The 18,250-nt window shown below is 66.9% G+C and carries 13 protein-coding genes; 7 read left to right on the top strand and 6 right to left on the bottom strand.

The genetic code is table 11. The annotated features are described in order from the left end of the window. Positions 1-29 precede the first annotated feature (29 nt). Positions 30-965 (top strand): EamA family transporter, encoded by a 936-nt coding sequence (locus SJH88_RS01405; protein WP_274753408.1) that lies wholly within the window; start codon positions 30-32, stop codon positions 963-965. 385 nt (positions 966-1,350) lie between these two features. Here the strand turns inward: SJH88_RS01405 and mmsB are convergent, their stop codons facing one another. From mmsB to SJH88_RS01435, 6 genes are all read right to left on the bottom strand, one after another. Then, positions 1,351-2,247 (bottom strand): 3-hydroxyisobutyrate dehydrogenase, encoded by an 897-nt coding sequence (gene mmsB / locus SJH88_RS01410; RefSeq protein ID WP_274753409.1) that lies wholly within the window; start codon positions 2,245-2,247, stop codon positions 1,351-1,353. Positions 2,248-2,353: 106 nt separating this feature from the next. Next, positions 2,354-2,776 carry a DUF488 domain-containing protein gene (locus SJH88_RS01415; protein ID WP_274753410.1) on the bottom strand — a complete coding sequence of 141 codons (423 nt, stop codon included), beginning with the start codon at positions 2,774-2,776 and terminating at the stop codon, positions 2,354-2,356. An 18-nt stretch (positions 2,777-2,794) separates the two neighbouring features. After that, positions 2,795-3,298: a TfoX/Sxy family protein gene (locus SJH88_RS01420; RefSeq protein ID WP_274753411.1), complete on the bottom strand. Its 504-nt coding sequence runs from the start codon at positions 3,296-3,298 to the stop codon at positions 2,795-2,797. A gap of 65 nt (positions 3,299-3,363) precedes the next feature. After that, positions 3,364-4,530: an acyl-CoA dehydrogenase family protein gene (locus SJH88_RS01425; RefSeq protein ID WP_274753412.1), complete on the bottom strand. Its 1,167-nt coding sequence runs from the start codon at positions 4,528-4,530 to the stop codon at positions 3,364-3,366. A gap of 63 nt (positions 4,531-4,593) precedes the next feature. Continuing rightward, positions 4,594-5,001: a lysozyme inhibitor LprI family protein gene (locus SJH88_RS01430; protein ID WP_274753413.1), complete on the bottom strand. Its 408-nt coding sequence runs from the start codon at positions 4,999-5,001 to the stop codon at positions 4,594-4,596. A gap of 82 nt (positions 5,002-5,083) precedes the next feature. Further along, positions 5,084-6,607 carry a CoA-acylating methylmalonate-semialdehyde dehydrogenase gene (locus SJH88_RS01435; RefSeq protein WP_045266698.1) on the bottom strand — a complete coding sequence of 508 codons (1,524 nt, stop codon included), beginning with the start codon at positions 6,605-6,607 and terminating at the stop codon, positions 5,084-5,086. Positions 6,608-6,765: 158 nt separating this feature from the next. On the opposite strand from SJH88_RS01435, the gene SJH88_RS01440 reads away from it, so the two are divergent. From SJH88_RS01440 to ligA, 6 genes are all read left to right on the top strand, one after another. After that, a complete protein-coding gene (locus SJH88_RS01440; RefSeq protein ID WP_274753414.1) occupies positions 6,766-7,665 on the top strand; it encodes a LysR family transcriptional regulator in 900 nt (299 codons plus the stop codon). A gap of 130 nt (positions 7,666-7,795) precedes the next feature. Next, on the top strand, positions 7,796-10,870 hold the full coding sequence (locus SJH88_RS01445; RefSeq protein ID WP_274753415.1) for a bifunctional diguanylate cyclase/phosphodiesterase: 3,075 nt from the start codon (positions 7,796-7,798) through the stop codon (positions 10,868-10,870). Beyond that, the gene (locus SJH88_RS01450) at positions 10,863-11,225 is read left to right on the top strand and encodes a YnfA family protein (protein WP_420921704.1); all 363 of its coding nucleotides are present in this window, start codon (positions 10,863-10,865) and stop codon (positions 11,223-11,225) included. The genes SJH88_RS01445 and SJH88_RS01450 overlap by 8 nt, the downstream gene beginning before the upstream one ends. A 178-nt stretch (positions 11,226-11,403) precedes the next feature. Beyond that, positions 11,404-14,928, top strand: coding sequence for a chromosome segregation protein SMC (gene smc / locus SJH88_RS01455; RefSeq protein ID WP_274753416.1), 3,525 nt, complete (start codon positions 11,404-11,406; stop codon positions 14,926-14,928). 29 nt (positions 14,929-14,957) lie between these two features. Continuing rightward, positions 14,958-16,139 carry a cell division protein FtsZ gene (locus tag SJH88_RS01460; RefSeq protein ID WP_274753417.1) on the top strand — a complete coding sequence of 394 codons (1,182 nt, stop codon included), beginning with the start codon at positions 14,958-14,960 and terminating at the stop codon, positions 16,137-16,139. 6 nt (positions 16,140-16,145) lie between these two features. Continuing rightward, complete coding sequence (gene ligA / locus SJH88_RS01465; RefSeq protein ID WP_274753418.1) at positions 16,146-18,248, top strand: NAD-dependent DNA ligase LigA; 2,103 nt, start codon at positions 16,146-16,148, stop codon at positions 18,246-18,248. Positions 18,249-18,250 lie beyond the last annotated feature (2 nt).

Raw genomic sequence — 18,250 nt, forward strand, 5'->3', positions numbered from 1 at the left:
TATAGTGGACATCTACTATAGTGGAATATATGCGTGCAACGTTCTCGAATACGACAGCCGTGCCGGTGCTGGCGCTGCTGCTCAATGCGCTGGCCTGGGGTGTCGCGTGGTGGCCTTTCCGGCAGCTTCAGTCCTTGGGGCTGCATCCGCTGTGGGCGACCACCTGCATCTACGGGTTGGCGGCCAGCGGGATCGGGCTGTGGCGCCCCCAAGCACTGGGGCAGGTCGTGCGCCTGCCATCGCTGTGGGGAATCCTCATCGCCTCAGGTCTGACCAATGCGGCCTTCAACTGGGCGGTCAGCATCGGGGACGTGGTCCGTATGGTGCTCTTGTTCTATCTGATGCCGCTGTGGTCGCTGCTGCTGGCAAGGCGGTTGCTCGGCGAAGCGGTGACGGCCGGTGCGAGCGTGCGCGCTGTGCTGGCGGTGGTCGGGGCCGCCTGCGTGCTGGCCGGTCCTGCGGCAACTGCAGCGGGCATACAGGCCCGTTCTGCCAGCCTTGCCGATGCCTTGGCTTTGCTGGCCGGCTTTGCTTTTGCCTTGAACACCGTGCTGCTGCGGCGTGCGGCCGCGGTACCGCGCGAAGGGCGGGCGATGGCCATGTTCCTGGGCGGGGCCCTGGTCGCGGGGGCTGCGGCCACCTTGTTGTCCGGGGCCGGGGATGCCGCAGTCCTGGCCGTCACCTGGCCTGGCGCTGCGGCAGCGTGGGTGCTGCCCGTTGTGGGACTGGCCCTGGCTTTTCTGGGGGTGAACCTGTGCCTGCAATATGCCGTGGCCCGCCTCAGCGCCCGGATGACGGCAGTGATTCTGCCGTGCGAGGTGCTGTTTGCGGCCGTCACTGCCGTGTGGTGGGGCGGCGCGTCCTTGCATCTGGGGCTGGTGGTGGGCGGGGTGTGCATCCTGTTCGCGGCGATGGCCAGTGTCTGGGGGCATGCCAGGGCGGCCTCCAACATGGTGTCCGAGTGATCCATCGGAATGAGGGCGGCTGTGCCCATGGCATGGCGCGGCCTGTGCGTGAAGGCTCCAAAGGGCGCAGGGTGCGCCACGTTTAGCTCGGGCGAATGCTCGTCCTTCTTCCTTGCTCCGTGGTGGCGAGGACTGCGCTGGTGCTGTGGTGCGCTCTTCCTTCAGTAGTGGCCCCAGACCCCAGCCGGACTGTGCCGCTGCTTGCGCGATCGCGCGGCTGGCACGTCCGGCTCGAAGAACTGGTCACGGGGGCAGGGGGGCCGCGTGCGCAGAGTGAATAGTTCTCTGAGGCCGTGGAAGCCAGAGCACCCGATCACCTCCAAAAACAAGCCGCCAGGCATCTGCCTGGCGGCCTGGGCGGGGGCATCCGCGGTGGCTCAGGCCCTCACGGCTTTTGCAGCATCTTGATGACGCTGGAGAAGTCCTCGCCGCCGTGGCCCGCAATGCTGTGGGCCGCATAGATGGCGCGGGCCATGCCGCCCAGCGGGGTGCTGGCCTTGGTGGCGATGGCGTTGTCCTGGGCCAGGCCCAGGTCCTTGAGCATCAGGTCCGTGCCAAAGCCGCCGGCATAGCCCTTGCTGGCCGGTGCGTTCTCGTGCACGCCGGGGAAGGGGTTGTACTTTTCCAGTGCCCAGTTGCCGCCGGAGCTGCGGCGCATGATCTCGCTCAGCACCTTGGGGTCCAGGCCGTTGGCCACGCCCAGGGCGATGGCTTCGCTGGTGCCCACCATCAGGATGCCCAGCAGCATGTTGTTGCAGATCTTGGCGGTCTGGCCGGCTCCCACGACGCCGGCGTGGAAGATGTTGGCGCCCATTTTCTCCAGGTAGGGCTGGGCGCGTTCCAGCTGCGCCGTGGTGCCGCCGACCATGAAGGTCAGCGTGCCCGCAATCGCGCCGCCCGTGCCGCCCGAGACCGGGGCGTCGATGAAGTCGATGCCGGCGGCATCGGCCGCCTTGGCCACCTTCTGGCTGGTGGCGGCGGCGATGGTGGAGCTGTCGATCACCAGCGTGCCCGGGGCAATGCTGGCCAGCAGGCCGGGGGCGCCGTCCTTGCCCAGGAACAGGGCCTCCACGTGCTGGCTGGCGGGCAGCATGGTGACCACCACTTTGGCGCCCTGCACGGCGTCCTGTGCGCTGAAGGCGGCGGTGGCGCCTTCGGCGACCACCTTGGCGACGGCCTCCTTGGACAGGTCGAAGGCGCGCACGGCGTGGCCGGCTTTTTGCAGGTTGATGGCCATGGGGCCGCCCATGTTGCCGAGGCCGATGAAAGCGATGGTGGTCATACCGTTGTCTCCTGGTGGTGTTGAACTGTGGTTGTAATCTTCAAAAAAACTAGCTGTCTGCGCTGGTGTGATAAGGGCTGGAGGCTTAAAAGTCTTGCAATGTGAGCTAGCCGATGCTGAAGTCGGCCCCGCGCTCGGCCAGCAGGCTGCGCAAAATGCTGCGGTGGCAGCGGGCTTCATCCTCGCAGTAGCAGCCCAGCGCAAACGCCGTCTGGTGCGACAGGGCGGCCAGCAGGTCCAGGGTGCGGCTGGCGGGCGCGGCCGCCAGCTGCTTGCGAAAACGCTGCTGGAACTGCTTCCACAGCTTGTCGGCCTCGGCCGTCTGGCCCTGGGCCTGCAGCTGGTGCGACTGCAACGCCAGTTGCATGGTGTCGGCTTCGGGTGATAGCTCGGGGTACCAGACGTCGTAATAGTCGCGACTGGCAAATTCGGCCTTGGGCACACCGCGCGGCGGTCGGCGCACGGTGCCGATGCGCAGGCCTTCGCCCGCGCTGCGCGGGCTGCCAAGTTGAACGATGCGGATGGGCATGGCGGATCTCCGGGCCGGTCAGGCGTCGTCATCGAACACGGAGTGCTTGCGCGCAGGCGGGCGCGGCGTGGCCTTCGTGTTGTTGGGTGTTTTGGCCGTTTTGCGCAGGTTGGAGGCGCGTGGTGTGCTCTCTTTGGTGGAGCGCGGCGGTGCCCCGTCACTGCGTGCGGCCTTCTTGCGCGTGGCCTTGGCCAGCGGGTTGAAGGCCAGGGCTGCGGCGATCCAGTGCTGCCACTGTGCGCGCGTGGCGTAGGCGGCGGGGCTGATGTAGAAGTAGCCGTCCATCAGCCCCTTGCTGGACAGGGTGCGCACGCCCGGCGTTTCCGCCACGGCGGCGTGCGTGTGCGGCGGCAGGCGCACCAGCAGCTCGTCGCCTTCCACACCCAGGCACAGCTTGCCGTTGACCATGAAGACATGGCAGCCGAACATGCGCTTTTCCTCGACCTCGCCGGCCTCCAGCAGCGCTTCGCGGACGGCGTCGATGAGCTGCAGGGTGTCGTCGGACAGCGGGCGGGCAGGCATGGTGGTTTGTGTGTGGAAAAGGGTGTTGGGGCTTGTGCAGTGTGCGCTGCCAGCTATGAAAAATGTCAGCGGATGGCGTCGGGCGCGTCGGCCTCCAGCATGCGCCGGGCAATGATGACACGCATGATCTCGTTCGTGCCCTCCAGAATCTGGTGCACGCGCGCATCGCGCATCAGGCGCTCCAGCGGGTACTCGCGGATGTAGCCATAGCCGCCGTGCAGCTGCAGGGCCTCGTTGCAGACCATGAAGCCGGCGTCCGTGGCAAAGCGCTTGGCCATGGCGCAGTAGGTGGCGGCGTCGGGGGCGGCGGCATCCAGCTTGCTGGCGGCCAGGCGCACCATCTGGCGCGCGGCGACCAGCTCGGTCGCCATGTCGGCCAGCTTGAACTGCAGGGCCTGGAAGCTGGCAATCGCCTTGCCGAACTGCTTGCGCTCCTGCATGTACTGCTGCGCCTGGGTGAGGGCGCCCTGGGCGGCGCCGATGGAGCAGGTGGCGATGTTGATGCGCCCGCCGTCCAGCCCCTTCATGGCGATCTTGAAGCCTTCGCCTTCCTGGCCCAGCAGGTGGTCGGCCGGGATGCGCACATTGTCAAAGCTGATGACGCGCGTGGGCTGGCTGTTCCAGCCCATCTTCTCTTCCTTCTTGCCGTAGCTGATGCCCGGGGCATCGGCCGGCACGGCAAAGGCGCTGATGCCCTTGGCGCCCGAGTCGGGGGCTCCGGTGCGGGCCATCAGCACCAGCACGTCGGTGCTGCCGGCACCGCTGATGAAGGCCTTGGCCCCGTTAATCACGTATTGGTCACCGTCCTTGTCGGCCCGGGTCTTGAGCGAGGCGGCGTCCGAGCCGGCGCCGGGTTCGGTCAGACAGTAGCTGGCCAGCTTCTGTCCACTGGTCAGCGCCTCGCCCCAGGTGGTGCGCACGGCTTCGGTGGCCCAGGTGCCCAGCATCCAGGTGGCCATGTTGTGGATGGTGATGAAGGCGGTGGTGCTGGGATCGACGGCGGCCAGCTCCTCGAACACCAGCGTCGCATCCAGGCGCGGCAGGGCCAGGCCGCCGGCGTTCTCGGGGGCGTACAGGCCGCAAAAGCCCAGTTCACCGGCCTGGGCGATGGCCTCGCGCGGGAAGATGGCTTCGCGGTCCCATTCGGCGGCATGCGGGGCCAGGGCGGTCTGGGCGAACTGGCGCGCGGTGTCGGCAAAGGCGCGTTGGTCTGCGCTGAGTTCAAAGTCCATGGCGGTGTCTCCTGTCTCTTTGTTGTTGTCGAAGGCGGTGTCCGCAGATGCAAGGTCCGCGGCTCAGGGGGGCGGCGCTTCGCCGTGGTGCAGCCAGTGCCGCAGGGCGGTGTGGCGGGCTTCGGTCTGCTGCGCTAGGCAGTCGTGCAAGCGCTGGGGCCAGTCGGCGCGGCCCTCGTCGCCGGCATGGCGGGCCTTGCAGGTGCTGGTGCGCTGGCGGCTCCAGGCGCTCTGGTCCTTGCGCAGGGCCGGGCGCTCGTGGGCCGACAGGGCGCGCATCACATCGCCATACAGAATGTTCTGCGCGCTGTCGGCCTGCTGAAAGCGCTGCACGGCGCAGGCATTGCGGCTGGCGGTGTCGCTGGCACCGGGTTCGCAGGCCGCGCCGGCCTGGGCCCGCACGGCAGGGCTGTGGATCAGCACGGCCACCAGCAAGCAGGCGGTGGCCAGGGAGGGGGCAGGCAAATTCATGCCTGCATCATCCCAGAGTTTGGTATCCAAACGGCCTCCTGCCCAATCTGCACCAGCGCTGCCAGCTATGCTTTGCGCAGTCTTACTTCAGGCTGATGGTGGTGTTCACGCCGTGGCTGGTGGTCGAGTCGTCGAACCAGCGCGCGGTGACCGTCTTGGTCTGGGTGTAGAACATCACCACCTGCTTGCCGTAGGGGCCCAGGTCGCCGAGCTTGGAGGCGCGGCTGCCGGTGAACGAGAACAGGGGCACGGGCACGGGGATTGGCACGTTGATGCCGACCTGACCGACGTCGATCTCTTCCTGGAACTTGCGCGCAGCGGCACCGCTTTGCGTGAAGATGGCCGTGCCGTTGCCGTTGGGGTTGGCGTTGATGAAGGCGATGGCTTCATCGATGTCCGCGGCCTCGGCAATGCACAGCACGGGCCCGAAGATTTCCTGGTCGTACACGCTCATGCCGGGCTTGACGCCGCTGAAGATGGTGGGGCCGACAAAGTTGCCCTTCTCGTAACCGACCACCTGGGGCTTGCGACCGTCCAGCTCCAGCTTGGCGCCGTCGGCAATGCCGCGCTCGATCAGGCTTTCCACGCGCGACAGGGCGGCGCAGCTGACCACGGGGCCGACGTCGGTGCCGGGCTCGGTGCCACCGGAGACCTTCAAGGTCTTGGCCTTCTCGACCAGCTCGGGGATCCAGTTGCGGGCTTCGCCCACCAGCACCACCACCGACAGCGCCATGCAGCGCTGGCCGGCCGCACCAAAAGCAGCACCGGCCAGGGCGTTCAGCGACTGCTCCTTGTTGGCGTCGGGCAGGACGATGGCGTGGTTCTTGGCGCCCATCATGCACTGCACGCGCTTGCCGTTCAGGCTGGCGCGGTTGTAGACGTGGGTGCCGACCTTGGTGGAGCCGACGAAGCTGATGGCCTTGATGTCGGGGTGGTCGCAGATGGCGTTCACCGCGTCTTCTCCGCCGTGGATCACGTTCAGCACGCCGGGGGGCACGCCGGCTTCTAGTGCCAGCTCGCACAGGCGCATGGTGACCATGGGGTCCTGCTCCGAAGGCTTGAGCACGAAGGTGTTGCCGGTGGCGATCGCCATGGGGAACATCCACAGCGGAATCATGGCAGGGAAGTTGAAGGGGGTGATGCCGGCGCACACGCCCAGGGGCTGGTTCAGGGTGTAGGTGTCCACGCCGTTGGCCACATTGTTGGCCAGCTCACCCAGTTGCAGGGTGCCGATGTTGGCCGCGTGCTCTACCACTTCCAGGCCGCGGAAGACGTCGCCCTCGGCGTCGGGCAGGGTCTTGCCCTGTTCGGCGGTCAGGATGGCGGCCAGCTCCTTCATGTTCTCGCGGATCAGCTGCTGCAGCTTCAGGAAGATGCGGGCGCGGGTGCCGATGGGGGTCTTCTTCCAGGTCTTGAAGGCTTCCTTGGCGTTGCTCACCGCCAGGTTGATTTCCTCGGGGGTGGCAAAGGGCACGCGGGCCAGCACCTCCTGGGTGGCCGGATTGACCACGTTGCGCCACTGGGTGGTCTTGGATTCGACCAACTGGCCGTTGATCAGCAGTTTGACGGTCGGGGCCAGGACGGCTTGGGAAGCAGGTGCATTCATGGTGCGTGTCTCCAGGGTGTTGTAGGAATCAGGTGGGCTTGGCAGCGGCTGCGGTGCATTCGCCCGACCATGGAGGACATGCTAGGTGTGCAAAACTGCCAAAGCAATACGCATTTACGCACCTTGGCTTTGCATAAATGCACAGTCATACTGTGACCATGGATTGGGATCATTTGCGTTTCTTTGCGGCCCTGGCCCACACCGGCACGCTGGTGGGGGCGGCGCGTGCACTCGGCGTGGAGCACACCACCGTGGCCCGGCGCATCCAGGCGCTGGAGCTCCAGCTGGGCACCCCGCTGTTCGTGCGCGATGCCACGGGGCACAAGCTCAACCAGGCCGGGCGCCAGCTGCTACCCACGGCGCAGGCCATGGAACAGGCCGCCAGCGGCATTGAGCACCTGGCGCGGCACAGCGATGCCGAGCATGCGGCGGTGGCCGGACTGGTGCGCGTCGGCGTGACCGAGGGGCTGGGTGTGCAGTTGCTGGCCGCGCCGCTGTCGCGCCTGTCGATGCAGTACCCCAAGTTGTCGGTGGACCTGCTGGCGCTGCCCCGGCTGATGCACCTGTCCCGGCGCGAAGCGGACATCGTCATTTCCCTGGAGCGGCCCAAGCGCGGCACGGTGGTGGTCAGCAAGCTGACCGACTACCACCTATATCTGTATGGCGAGCGCCAGTACCTGGCGCGCAAGCCGCTGGTGCACAGCAGCGAGGACCTGCGCCACCACCAGTTCATCCACTACGTCGACGACCTGTTGTTCTCGCAGGAGCTACAGCTGCTGTCGCAGCTGTACAAGCCCACCCATTTCGTGTTCCGCAGCACCAGCATCGCAGCGCAGTACGAGGCCGTGCGCGCCGGCGCAGGCCTGGCGGTGCTGCCGGCGTTCCTGGCCGACCGGGACCCGCTGCTGCAGCGCGTGCTGCCCGAGCAGGCGCGGTTCGAGCGCAGCTTCTGGATGTCTATGCCCGAGGAAGCCAAGGGGGTGCCGCGCATCCAAGTGGTATGGAAACTACTGAAGCATTTGTTTACAGAACACCAGTCCCGGCTCAAGCCCCTGTGAGCGTGGTCGACTCAGGGTTATTTAGCAGTTTGGTTTGCCCAAACAGGGCCTGAGCCAAGGTTATGCTATCGCTTCGGTTAATTTTTGTTAGCAATTGCATACCTGCATTGCGGCACAGCTCTAGTGATTCATGAAACTTCGCTCTAAGTTCCGACAGCGATTGCAACTGTGGTGGCTTTCCGTGACCGTCTGCGCAGTGGGTGGTGTCCTGAGTCTGGGCCTGTGGCACACCCTGGAAGCGCACCGGGCCAGCATGACACTGGAGCGTCTGGAGCAGCAGGCCCTGCAGCTTAGCAGCGCGCTGGAACAGAAGATGGATGCCTATGGCGAGCTGGTCTATGGCATGGCTGTGCTCGGCAAATCGCCGGAGAGCCTGTCTTCGCCCTTGCTGCCCCAGCTCAATGCGCAGCGCTATCCGGGTGTGGAATTCCTGAGCCTGGTGCGGCGCATGCCTTCGGCCGTGGCCGGCTTTGAAATGGCCGATGTCTGGCCCACCCGCAGCACCGATGTCTGGATGGGCGAGAACGCCCAGAACCTGGAAGCGCTGACCCAGTTGTGGGCCCGGCTGCCCGAAAGCCTGGAGCCCAGCATGAGCGAGCCGTTCTCGGTGCTGGGTGGGGATGCCTCGCCGCAGCGGGTGGTCATCGGCATGCCGATGTGGCCGGCCTCGGTCCGGTCCGCCGCAGTTCACCAGGGCGACATTCTGGCGATGGGCCTGCGTGCCAACCAGTTGCTGGAGCATTTCATGGCACGCGGGGGGCTGGAGCAGGGGCTGGTGTCGATCAAGGACCAGGGCTCGGCTTCGCACCGCAGTGCCACCAGTCGCGCACCGCGCCTGCCCATCTATGTGAGCGATGGCTGGGCACAGTTGCCGGCCAGTGCCCCCAAAGTGCAGCATGAGCTGCTGGTCTGGGGGCGCATCTGGTCGCTGGAGTTTGCCCCCCAGCCCCAGGTGCTGTCGGCGCTGGAAAGCGCCTACCCCATGATTGTCGGCATTGGCGGGTTGGGCGCGACCCTGGTGCTGGCGGCCCTGGTGGCCGTGCTGTCGCACCAGCGGCTGCGCGCGCAATTCCAGACCCGCGTCAAGCACAACTTGCTGCGCCAGCAAAGCGACCGCCTCAAGGCGCTGCTGCACCAGTCGGCGATCGGCGTGGCCGAGATCGAGCCCGGCACCGGTCGCTACCTCAGCGTGAACAGCCGCTTCTCCGATGTTGTGGGCTATGACCCCAAGACGCTGGAGATGATGGATCTCTACCAGATCCTGCACCCCGAGGAACGCCCCGAGTTCCAGCGCCTGGAAGGCGCGCTGGCGGCCGGCCGCCTGGCCCATTTCACGGTGACGCAGCGCATGGTGCGCGCCGATGGCAGTGAGGTCTGGACCGAGGTCTGGGTATCGCCCGTGGTGGACAACGCCGGGCAGTCCATGGGGCGCCAGATCGTGCTGCTGCTGGACGTGACCGAACGCCAGATCCTGCAGGCGCAGCTGCACGCACGCGAAGCCTATTCCAGCGAAATGCTGCGCTACATGCCGGTGGGGCTGGTGGTGGTCGGGCCCAGCGGCAACATCGAGTTCGTGAACCACCAGTTCGAGGTGATGACCGGCTGGTCGCAGTGCGACATGGCCGACGAAACCACGCTGTGGCGCCTGCTGTGCGTGGACGCCATGCAGCATGCCGCGCTGCTGCAGCGACTGAACGCCGGGCGCTGCGAGGTGGTGCCCACCGGCGTCAACATGCCGGCGGCCGAATACCTGCTGCGCAGCAAGGACGGCAAGGAACTGCCCATCGAGGTGTCGGGCCGCTTCCTGGGTGGCCGCATCCTGCTGAGCTTTGTGGACCTGAGCCAGCGCAAGGCCGCGGAAGAGGAAATCCGCTGGCTGGGCTTTTACGACACCGTCACCCAGTTGCCCAACCGCCGCCTGCTGCTGGAGCGGCTGGCCGAGGCCGTGGCCCGCTGCCAGCGCCCGGGCGGTGGCAAGGGTGCGCTGCTGCTGCTGGACATCGACAATTTCAAATCCCTGAACGAAACCCTGGGCCACCAGCATGGCGATGCGCTGCTGCGCCTGGTGGCCACGCGCCTGAGCAACTGCATCGCGGGCCAGTACACCCTGGCGCGCCAGGGGGGCGACGAGTTCGCCGTGGTGCTGGAGGACCTGCCCAGCGAGCCCCTGGAGGCAGGGCGCCGCGCCGAGCAGGTGGGCTGTGCGGTGCTGGAGGCGCTGCGCACACCGTTCTACCTGGGGGCGCAGGACTTTCACGTGACCGTCAGCATGGGCGCCGTGGTGTTCAGTGGCAAGAGCGACACCGTGGAAGAGCTGCTCAAGCGCGCCGACCTGGCCTTGTACCAGGCCAAGAGCGCGGGCCGCGACACGCTGCAGTTCTTTGATCCCCGCATGCAAAAGGCCGTCAGTGCCCGGGTCGAGATGGAAAAGGACATGCGCCTGGCCCTGGAGCGCCATGAGTTCGACCTGTACTTCCAGCCCCAGGTGCAAAAGGACAAGGTGATCGGTGCTGAGGCGCTGCTGCGCTGGAAGCACCCGGTCAAGGGCTTCATCTCCCCCAGCGTGTTCGTGCCGGCGGCGGAAGAGTCCGGCCTGATCCTGCCGCTGGGCGAATGGGTGCTGTACGCCGCCTGCCGCCAGCTGGCGCAGTGGGCCAAGGACCCGCAGATGGCGGGCCTGACCATGTCGGTCAACGTCAGCCCGCGCCAGTTCTACCAGCCCAGCTTTGTGGAGCAGGTGCAGCAGGCCCTACGCGTCACCGGCGCGCCGCCGCGCATGCTGGAGCTGGAGTTGACCGAGGGCATGCTGCTGGCCGATGTCGAGGACACCATCCGCAAGATGGTGCAGCTCAAGGCCATGGGCGTGATCTTCTCGCTGGACGATTTCGGCACAGGCTATTCGTCGCTGAGCTACCTCAAGCGCCTGCCGCTGGACAAGCTCAAGATCGACCAGAGCTTTGTCTACGAGGTGCTGTCCAGCACCAACGACGCCACGATCGCCCGCTCCATCATCGCCCTGGGCAACAGCCTGGGCCTGCAGGTGATCGCCGAAGGCGTGGAGACCGAGGCGCAGCGCGAATTCCTCGCGTCCAGCGGTTGCCATTACTGGCAGGGCTTCCTGTTCAGCCAGCCCAAGCCGATTGCGGAATTCGAGACCTGGACACGGGCCTACGGCGCGGCCCGTTCGGAGCGCAGCCATGTCTGAGGCGGTCTGGGTGGGCAGCCTGGGTGGGCTGCTCAAGACGGCGAGCCTGTTCGTGGCGACGGCCGTGGCCGAGATTGTGGGCTGCTACCTGCCGTGGCTGTGGCTCAAGCAGGGGGGCAGCGCTTGGCTGCTGCTGCCGGCCGCCGCCAGCCTGGTGGCCTTTGTCTGGTTGCTGACTCTGCACCCGGCCGCCGCCGGTCGGGTCTATGCCGCCTACGGCGGTGTCTACGTGGCCGTGGCCATGGTCTGGCTGTGGCTGGTGGACGGCCTGCGCCCGACGGCCTGGGAATGGGCCGGCGTCGCCGTCTGCCTGTGTGGCATGGCCATCATCGCCTTGGCGCCGCGCCCGGTGTGAGAACCCTCGCGGACCGTGAACTCCTGAATTGAGAGCTGGATGCGCTGGCTGCACCTGCGCAAAAGCCTTTTTTGTTACAAAGTCCGCGCCGAAGCCCGGGCGGCAGTTGTAAGCAGGCGCGTTATCATCGGCCCCTGGTTTCCACTGTTGCCACGTCTGCTTCTCCGACCCGACCTCCGTGCGCCTTAATTCGATCAAGCTCTCCGGCTTCAAGTCCTTCGCCGAACCCACCAACTTCCTGCTGCCGGGCCAGCTGGTCGGTGTGGTCGGCCCCAACGGTTGCGGAAAGTCCAACATCATGGATGCCGTGCGCTGGGTGCTGGGGGAGAGCAAGGCCAGCGAGTTGCGCGGCGAGAGCATGCAGGACGTGATCTTCAACGGCACGACGCACCGCAAGCCGGCCAGCCGCTCCAGCGTGGAGCTGGTGTTCGACAACAGCGACCACCGCGCGGGCGGCCAATGGGGCCAGTTCACGGAAATCGCCGTCAAGCGCGTGCTCACGCGCGATGGCAATAGCAGCTACTTCATCAACAACCAGCCGGTGCGTCGCCGCGATGTGCAGGACGTGTTTCTGGGCACCGGACTGGGTCCGCGCGCCTACGCCATCATCGGTCAGGGCACCATCAGCCGCATCATCGAGTCGCGGCCCGAGGAGCTGCGCCTGTTCCTGGAAGAGGCGGCCGGCGTGTCCAAGTACAAGGAACGCCGCCGCGAGACCGAGAACCGCCTGGGTGACACGCGCGAGAACCTGACGCGCGTCGAGGACATCCTGCGCGAGCTGAACGCCAACCTCGACAAGCTGGAAAAGCAGGCCGTGGTGGCGGCCCAGTACAACACGCTGCAGTCCAGCGTGACGCTCAAGCAGCACCAGCTGTGGTTCCTGAAAAAGCAGGACGCCGAGGGCGATCTGGCCAAGATCCGCCAGGAAGGCCTGCAGGCCGTCAACGAGCTGGAAAGCCGCATGGCGGAAATCCGCCACATCGAGGCCGATCTGGAAGCTGTGCGCCAGGCGCACTACGAGGCCGGCGACCAGGTCAACCAGGCCCAGGGACGGCTGTACGAAGCCACGGCCGAGGTGGGCAAGCTGGAGGCCGAGATCCGCTACGTGGTCGAGGGCCGCCAGCGTGTCGAGCAGCGCATGCAGCAGTTGGCCGAGCAGATTGCCCAGTGGGCGCAGCGCAAGGACGATGCCGATGCCGAGCTGGAGCACCTGGCTGCCAGCGGCATGGATGCCGAAGAGCAGGCCGAAATGCTGGCCGCGCAGCTGGAAGAGCAGAGCCAGCGCCTGCCGGACCTCGAAGACGCACTGCGCGCCACCCAGCACAAGGCCAATACCCAGCGCCAGCAGGTGGTGCAGGTGCAGCAGCAGATCCAGGTGCTGGCCGCCGAGCAGCGTAGCCTGAACGAGCAAACCCGCCAGCACGAAGCCCGGCTGGAGCGTCTGCGCAACGACCGCAATGCGCTGGCTGCACCCGACGAAGACCGGCTGCAGCAAGTCAGCGCCCAGTACGCGGACGCCGCCGAGATGGCCGAGATGGCGGAGGCGGTGCTGGTGGAGCTGCAGGACAGCGTGCCCCAGCTCGATGACGAGCGGCGCCAGCGCCAGCAGGCCCTGAATGCCGAGACCTCCAGGCAGGCCGAGCTGGCCGCGCGCATGGAGGCCCTCAAGGCGCTGCAGGAAAAGGTCAAGACCGATGGCAAGTTGCAGCCCTGGCTGGCCCAGCATGGGCTGGAAAGCCTGCAGGGCCTGTGGACCAAGATTCACGTGGAAGCCGGCTGGGAAAACGCGCTGGAAGCGGCCTTGCGCGAGCGCATGGGCGCGCTGGAAGTCAGCCGCCTGGACATGGTGCGCGGCTTCCTGGGGGCCGGCGCCAAGGATGCCCCGCCGGCGCGCCTGGCGTTTTACTCCCGGCCCGACGCCAGCATTGCGCTGACCAGCCAGGGCCTGCCCCTGCTGGCCGACCTGCTGCGCGTGACCGACGCGGGCCTCAAGGCCGTGCTCTGCGAATGGCTGGCCGGTTGCTACACCGCCGCTTCGCTGGACGAGGCGCTGAGCCACCGGGCGCAGCTGCGGCCCGGCGACACCATCTATGTGCCCACCGGCCATGCCGTGACGGCGCACAGCGTGAGCTTTTATGCGCAGGATTCGGAGCAGTCCGGTCTGCTGGCACGCGCCCAGGAGATCGAACACCTGGAAAAAGAATTGCGCGCCCAGGCCCTGATCAGCGAAGAAACCCGCACCGCCCTGGCCAAGGCCGAGGCCGCCTATGGCGATGCCTCGCAGCGCCTGGTCAGCGCGCGCCGCGAGGCCAGTGAGGCCAAGCAGAGCGCGCACGAGCTGCAGGTGGACATGCTGCGCCTGACGCAGCAGGCCGAGCAGGCGCGCGCGCGCACGGCACAGATCGAGGCCGACGTGGCCGAGGTGCAGGCCACGCTGGACGAGCTGCAGGAGCGTGCCGTGGCCGCCGAGGCACGCTTTGAAGAGCTGGACATGCAGCTGGCTGACAGCCAGGAGCTGCACGCCCAGCTGGACGACCGCGTGATCGAGGCCGAGCGCAAGCTGGCCGAAAGCCGGGAGCAGCTGCGTACGCTGGAGCGCCGGGCACAGGAAGCCACGTTCAGCCAGCGCAGCATGCAGGCCCGCCAGGGCGAGCTGCAGCGCACGCTGGAAACCGCCGAGCAGCAGACCAAGGCGCTGCTGGAAGAGCGCGAGCGCGCGCAGGCCGAGCAGGGGCGCCTGAACGATGCCGCCGCCCAGGGTGGACTGCAGGATGCCCTGGCGCTGAAGATGGAGCGCGAGCAGGCCGTGGCCACCGCGCGCAGCGCCTACGAAGACCTGACCAACAAGCTGCGTGCCAGCGATGAGCGTCGCGTACAGATCGAACGCGCGCTGGACCCGATGCGCGCGCGCATCACCGAATTCCAGCTCAAGGAGCAGGCCGCCTCGCTGGGCAGTGCCCAGTACGAGCAGCAACTGGCCGAAGCCGGGGCCGACCTGGCGGCGGTGGCGCAGTCCATCCTGGAAGGCAATGTCAAGCTGCACGGCCTGCAGTCGGAAATCGACCGCCTGCACCGCGAGATCGCGGCCCTGGGCGCGGTCAATCTGGCGGCCCTGGAAGAGCTGCAGCTGGCCAAGGAACGCAAGACCTTCCTGGATGCCCAGATGGCCGACCTGACCGAGGCCATGACCACGCTGGAAAACGCCATCAAGAAGATCGACAACGAGACGCGCGAGCTGCTGTCGGGCACCTTCAACACGGTGAACGAGCACTTTGGCCGCATGTTCCCCGAGCTGTTCGGCGGCGGGCAGGCCAAGCTGATCATCACCGGCGATGAAATTCTGGACTCCGGCGTGCAGGTCATGGCCCAGCCACCGGGCAAGAAGAACCAGACCATCCACCTGCTGTCGGGTGGCGAAAAGGCCCTGACGGCGATTGCGCTGGTGTTCGCCATCTTCCAGCTCAACCCCGCGCCGTTCTGTCTGCTGGACGAGGTGGACGCGCCGCTGGATGACGCCAACACCGAGCGCTATGCCAAACTGGTGGCCAGCATGAGCAAGGGAACCCAGTTCCTGTTCATCAGCCACAACAAGATTGCCATGGAGATGGCGCAACAACTGATCGGTGTGACGATGCAGGAGCAAGGTGTCTCGCGCATCGTGGCCGTGGACATGGAATCGGCCCTGTCCATGGCCCACGCCTGAGTCAACGGATTACGGGACGAAGCAATTCCATGAGTACCCTTCAAATCAGTCTGGCCGTGGTGGGGGTGATCCTGCTGGGCCTGATCGTGGCCTACAACACCTGGACCCACCGGCGCAATGCCCCCAAGCGCGCGCAGTATGCCGACGGAGACACGCGCCTGGGCGAGGGGCATTCGCGCTTCGACCCGGCCCTGGACGGCGTGGATGTGACCGATCTGCCACCCAGCCACCGCGCGCCGGTGGTCGACCCCCTGATGGACACCGCGCCTGCGCAAGAGGCGGTTGCCGGTGCGTGGGCTGCTGACCCGTCGCTGGACGCCGCACCGGCCACGGCGGCGGTGGATGGCAGTGTGGCCGTGGCCGTCTCGCCCGCCCAGGCAGCTGAGCGCAAGCTGGCACTGGATGGCCTGATCGATGCGATTGCCCCGCTGCGCGTGGAGCACGTGGTCACCGGCGATGCCGCCCTGATGGTGCAGCCCACCACGCGCCGCGCCGGCAGCAAGCAGTTCCGTATCGAAGGCCTGAACGTCGCGACCCAGGAATGGGAAACCGTGCGTGCCGGCCAGCGCTACACAGCGTTTCAGGCCGGGGTGCAACTGGCCAACCGCCTGGGGGCGCTCAACGAGATCGAATTTTCCGAGTTCGTGGCCAAGGTGCAGGGCTTTGGCGATGCGCTGAATGCCGCCGTGGACCTGCCCGACATGCTGCACGAAGTGGCGCGTGCGCGCGAGCTGGACCAGTTCGCCGGCGAGCACGATGCGCAGCTGAGCTTCATGCTGCGCCCGCGCCGCGCGGCCTGGAGCCCCGGTTACATCGAGCAGCACGCCGCGGCCGTCGGCTTCGTGCCGGCCACCATGCCTGGGCGCATGCTGCTGCCGTCCGAGACGCCCGGCCATGCACCGCTGCTGACCCTGGCCTACGACGCCCAGGCGGCCCAGGCCGACAACCTGGACCAGACGGCCGTGCACGAGGTCTGGCTGAGCCTGGACGTGCCCCAGGTGCCGCGCACCGAGGAGCCGTTTGCACGCCTGCGCCAGGTGGTGCAGGTGCTGTGCGAAGGCATGGACGGCATGCTGTGCGACCAGAACGGCTACCAGCTGCTGCCCCAGGTGCTGGACCCGATCGAGGCCGACCTGCAAAAGCTGTACGACAAGCTCGACAGCCGTGAACTGTCGGCCGGCTCCATGCTGGCGCGCCGTCTGTTCAATTGAGGCGGCATGCACGACAATCTGGACCTTTTTGGCGCTCCAGCGCCCGAGCAGCCTACGCCTGCTGCTCCTAAAACCGTTGTTGCCAAGGTGCAACAGCTGCGCGCCCAGCTGAACCAGTGGGCGCATGAATACTATGTGCTGGATGCGCCCTCCGTGCCCGACGGAGAGTACGACCGCGTGTTCCAGCAGCTGCAGGCCCTGGAAGGCGCCTACCCTGCGCTGCAGACGCCGGATTCGCCCACGCAGCGGGTCATCGGTGCGGTGCTGGAAGGACTGAAGCCGGTGCGCCACGTGGTGCCCATGCTGTCCATCCGCACGGAAACCGACAACGAGGCTTCGGGCGCTGAGGCCTTCGATGCGCGCATCCGCCGCGAGCTGGAGCTGGACCTGGCCGCGCCGCCCGTGGAGTACGTGGCCGAGCCCAAGTTCGACGGCCTGGCGATGAGCCTGCGCTACGAGCAGGGCCGCCTGGTGCACGCCGTGACGCGCGGCGATGGCGAGGTGGGCGAGGACGTGACCCACAACATCCGCACCATCCGCCAGATCCCCCTGAGCCTGCCGGATGGCGTGCCTCCGGTGCTTGAAGTGCGTGGTGAGGTCTACATGCGCCGTGCCGACTTCCAGGCGCTGAATGCGCGCCAGGAAGCCGCCGGCGGCAAGCTGTTTGCCAATCCGCGCAACGCGGCGGCGGGTTCGGTGCGCCAGCTCGATTCGCACATCGCCATGCAACGGCCGCTGTCCTTCTTTGCCTATGGCGTGGGCGAGGTGACGCCGCCCGAGCAGGGCGGGCCGGTGTTCAGCACCCACTATGGCTTGCTGCAGCAGCTGCGCACCTGGGGTTTTCCGGTGGCAGCGCAGGTCTGTATTGCGCGGGGTGCTCCTGAATTGGTGGCTTTCCATGCCGAGCTGGGCCAGCAGCGTGCCAGCCTGCCGTACGAAATTGACGGCGTGGTCTACAAGGTCAACAGCCTGGCCCTGCAGCGCCAGCTGGGCTTTGTGACGCGCGAGCCGCGCTGGGCCGTGGCGCACAAGTACCCGGCCGAGGAAATGCCCACCGTCATGGAAGGCATTGACGTGCAGGTCGGGCGCACCGGCAAGCTCACGCCCGTGGCGCGGCTGGCGCCGGTCAGCGTGGGCGGGGTCACGGTGACCAATGCCACGCTGCACAACCTGTTTGAAATCCGCAAGAAGCGCGTGCGCGTGGGCGACACCGTCATCGTGCGGCGCGCTGGTGATGTGATCCCCGAGGTGGTGGGCAAGGTGCCCGGCGAACGCCCGGTCTACGTGCCCAACTTCCAGATGCCCCAGGCCTGCCCGATCTGCGGCTCGGAGGTGGTGCGCGAACCCGGCGAGGCCAACCACCGCTGCACCGGCGGGCTGTTCTGCCCGGCCCAGCGCAAGGAAGCCCTCCTGCACTTTGCCGCGCGCCGCGCCATGGACATCGAAGGCCTGGGCGACAAGCTGGTGGACCAGCTGGTGGATGGCCATGTGGTGCGCACCTTGCCGGATTTGTACCGCTTGGGCTTGACCGCGCTGTCTTCGCTGGATCGCATGGCCGAAAAATCGGCCCAAAACGTACTGGCAGCACTGGAAAAATCCAAGTCCACGACGCTGAACCGCTTCCTGTTCGGCCTGGGCATCCGCCATGTGGGGGAGGCCACGGCCAAGGACCTGGCGCGCCATTTCGGCACGCTGGACGCCATCATGGATGCCAGCGTCGAGCAGTTGCTGCAGGTGCGTGACGTGGGGCCGGTGGTGGCCGAAAGCATCCACACCTTCTTCGCCCAGCCCCACAACCGCGAGGTGGTGGAGCAATTGCGCGCCTGCGGCGTGCACTGGGACGAGGGCGCACCGGCGGAAAAAGCCCCGCAGGTGCTGGCGGGCAAGACCGTGGTGCTGACCGGCACCCTGCCCACCCTGGGGCGCGATGCCGCCAAGGAGTTGCTGGAGGCGGCCGGCGCCAAGGTCAGCGGCTCGGTCAGCAAGAAGACCAGCTATGTGATCGCAGGGGCCGAGGCCGGCAGCAAGCTGGCCAAGGCCCAGGAACTGGGCGTGCCGGTGCTGGACGAAGCCGGCATGCTGGCGCTGCTGAACGCTACGGAGAACTGAGC

Origin of the sequence: Comamonas sp. GCA5 (genome assembly GCF_036541385.1) — a bacterium.
In the GTDB taxonomy this organism is placed as follows: Bacteria; Pseudomonadota; Gammaproteobacteria; order Burkholderiales; family Burkholderiaceae_C; genus Comamonas; species Comamonas aquatica.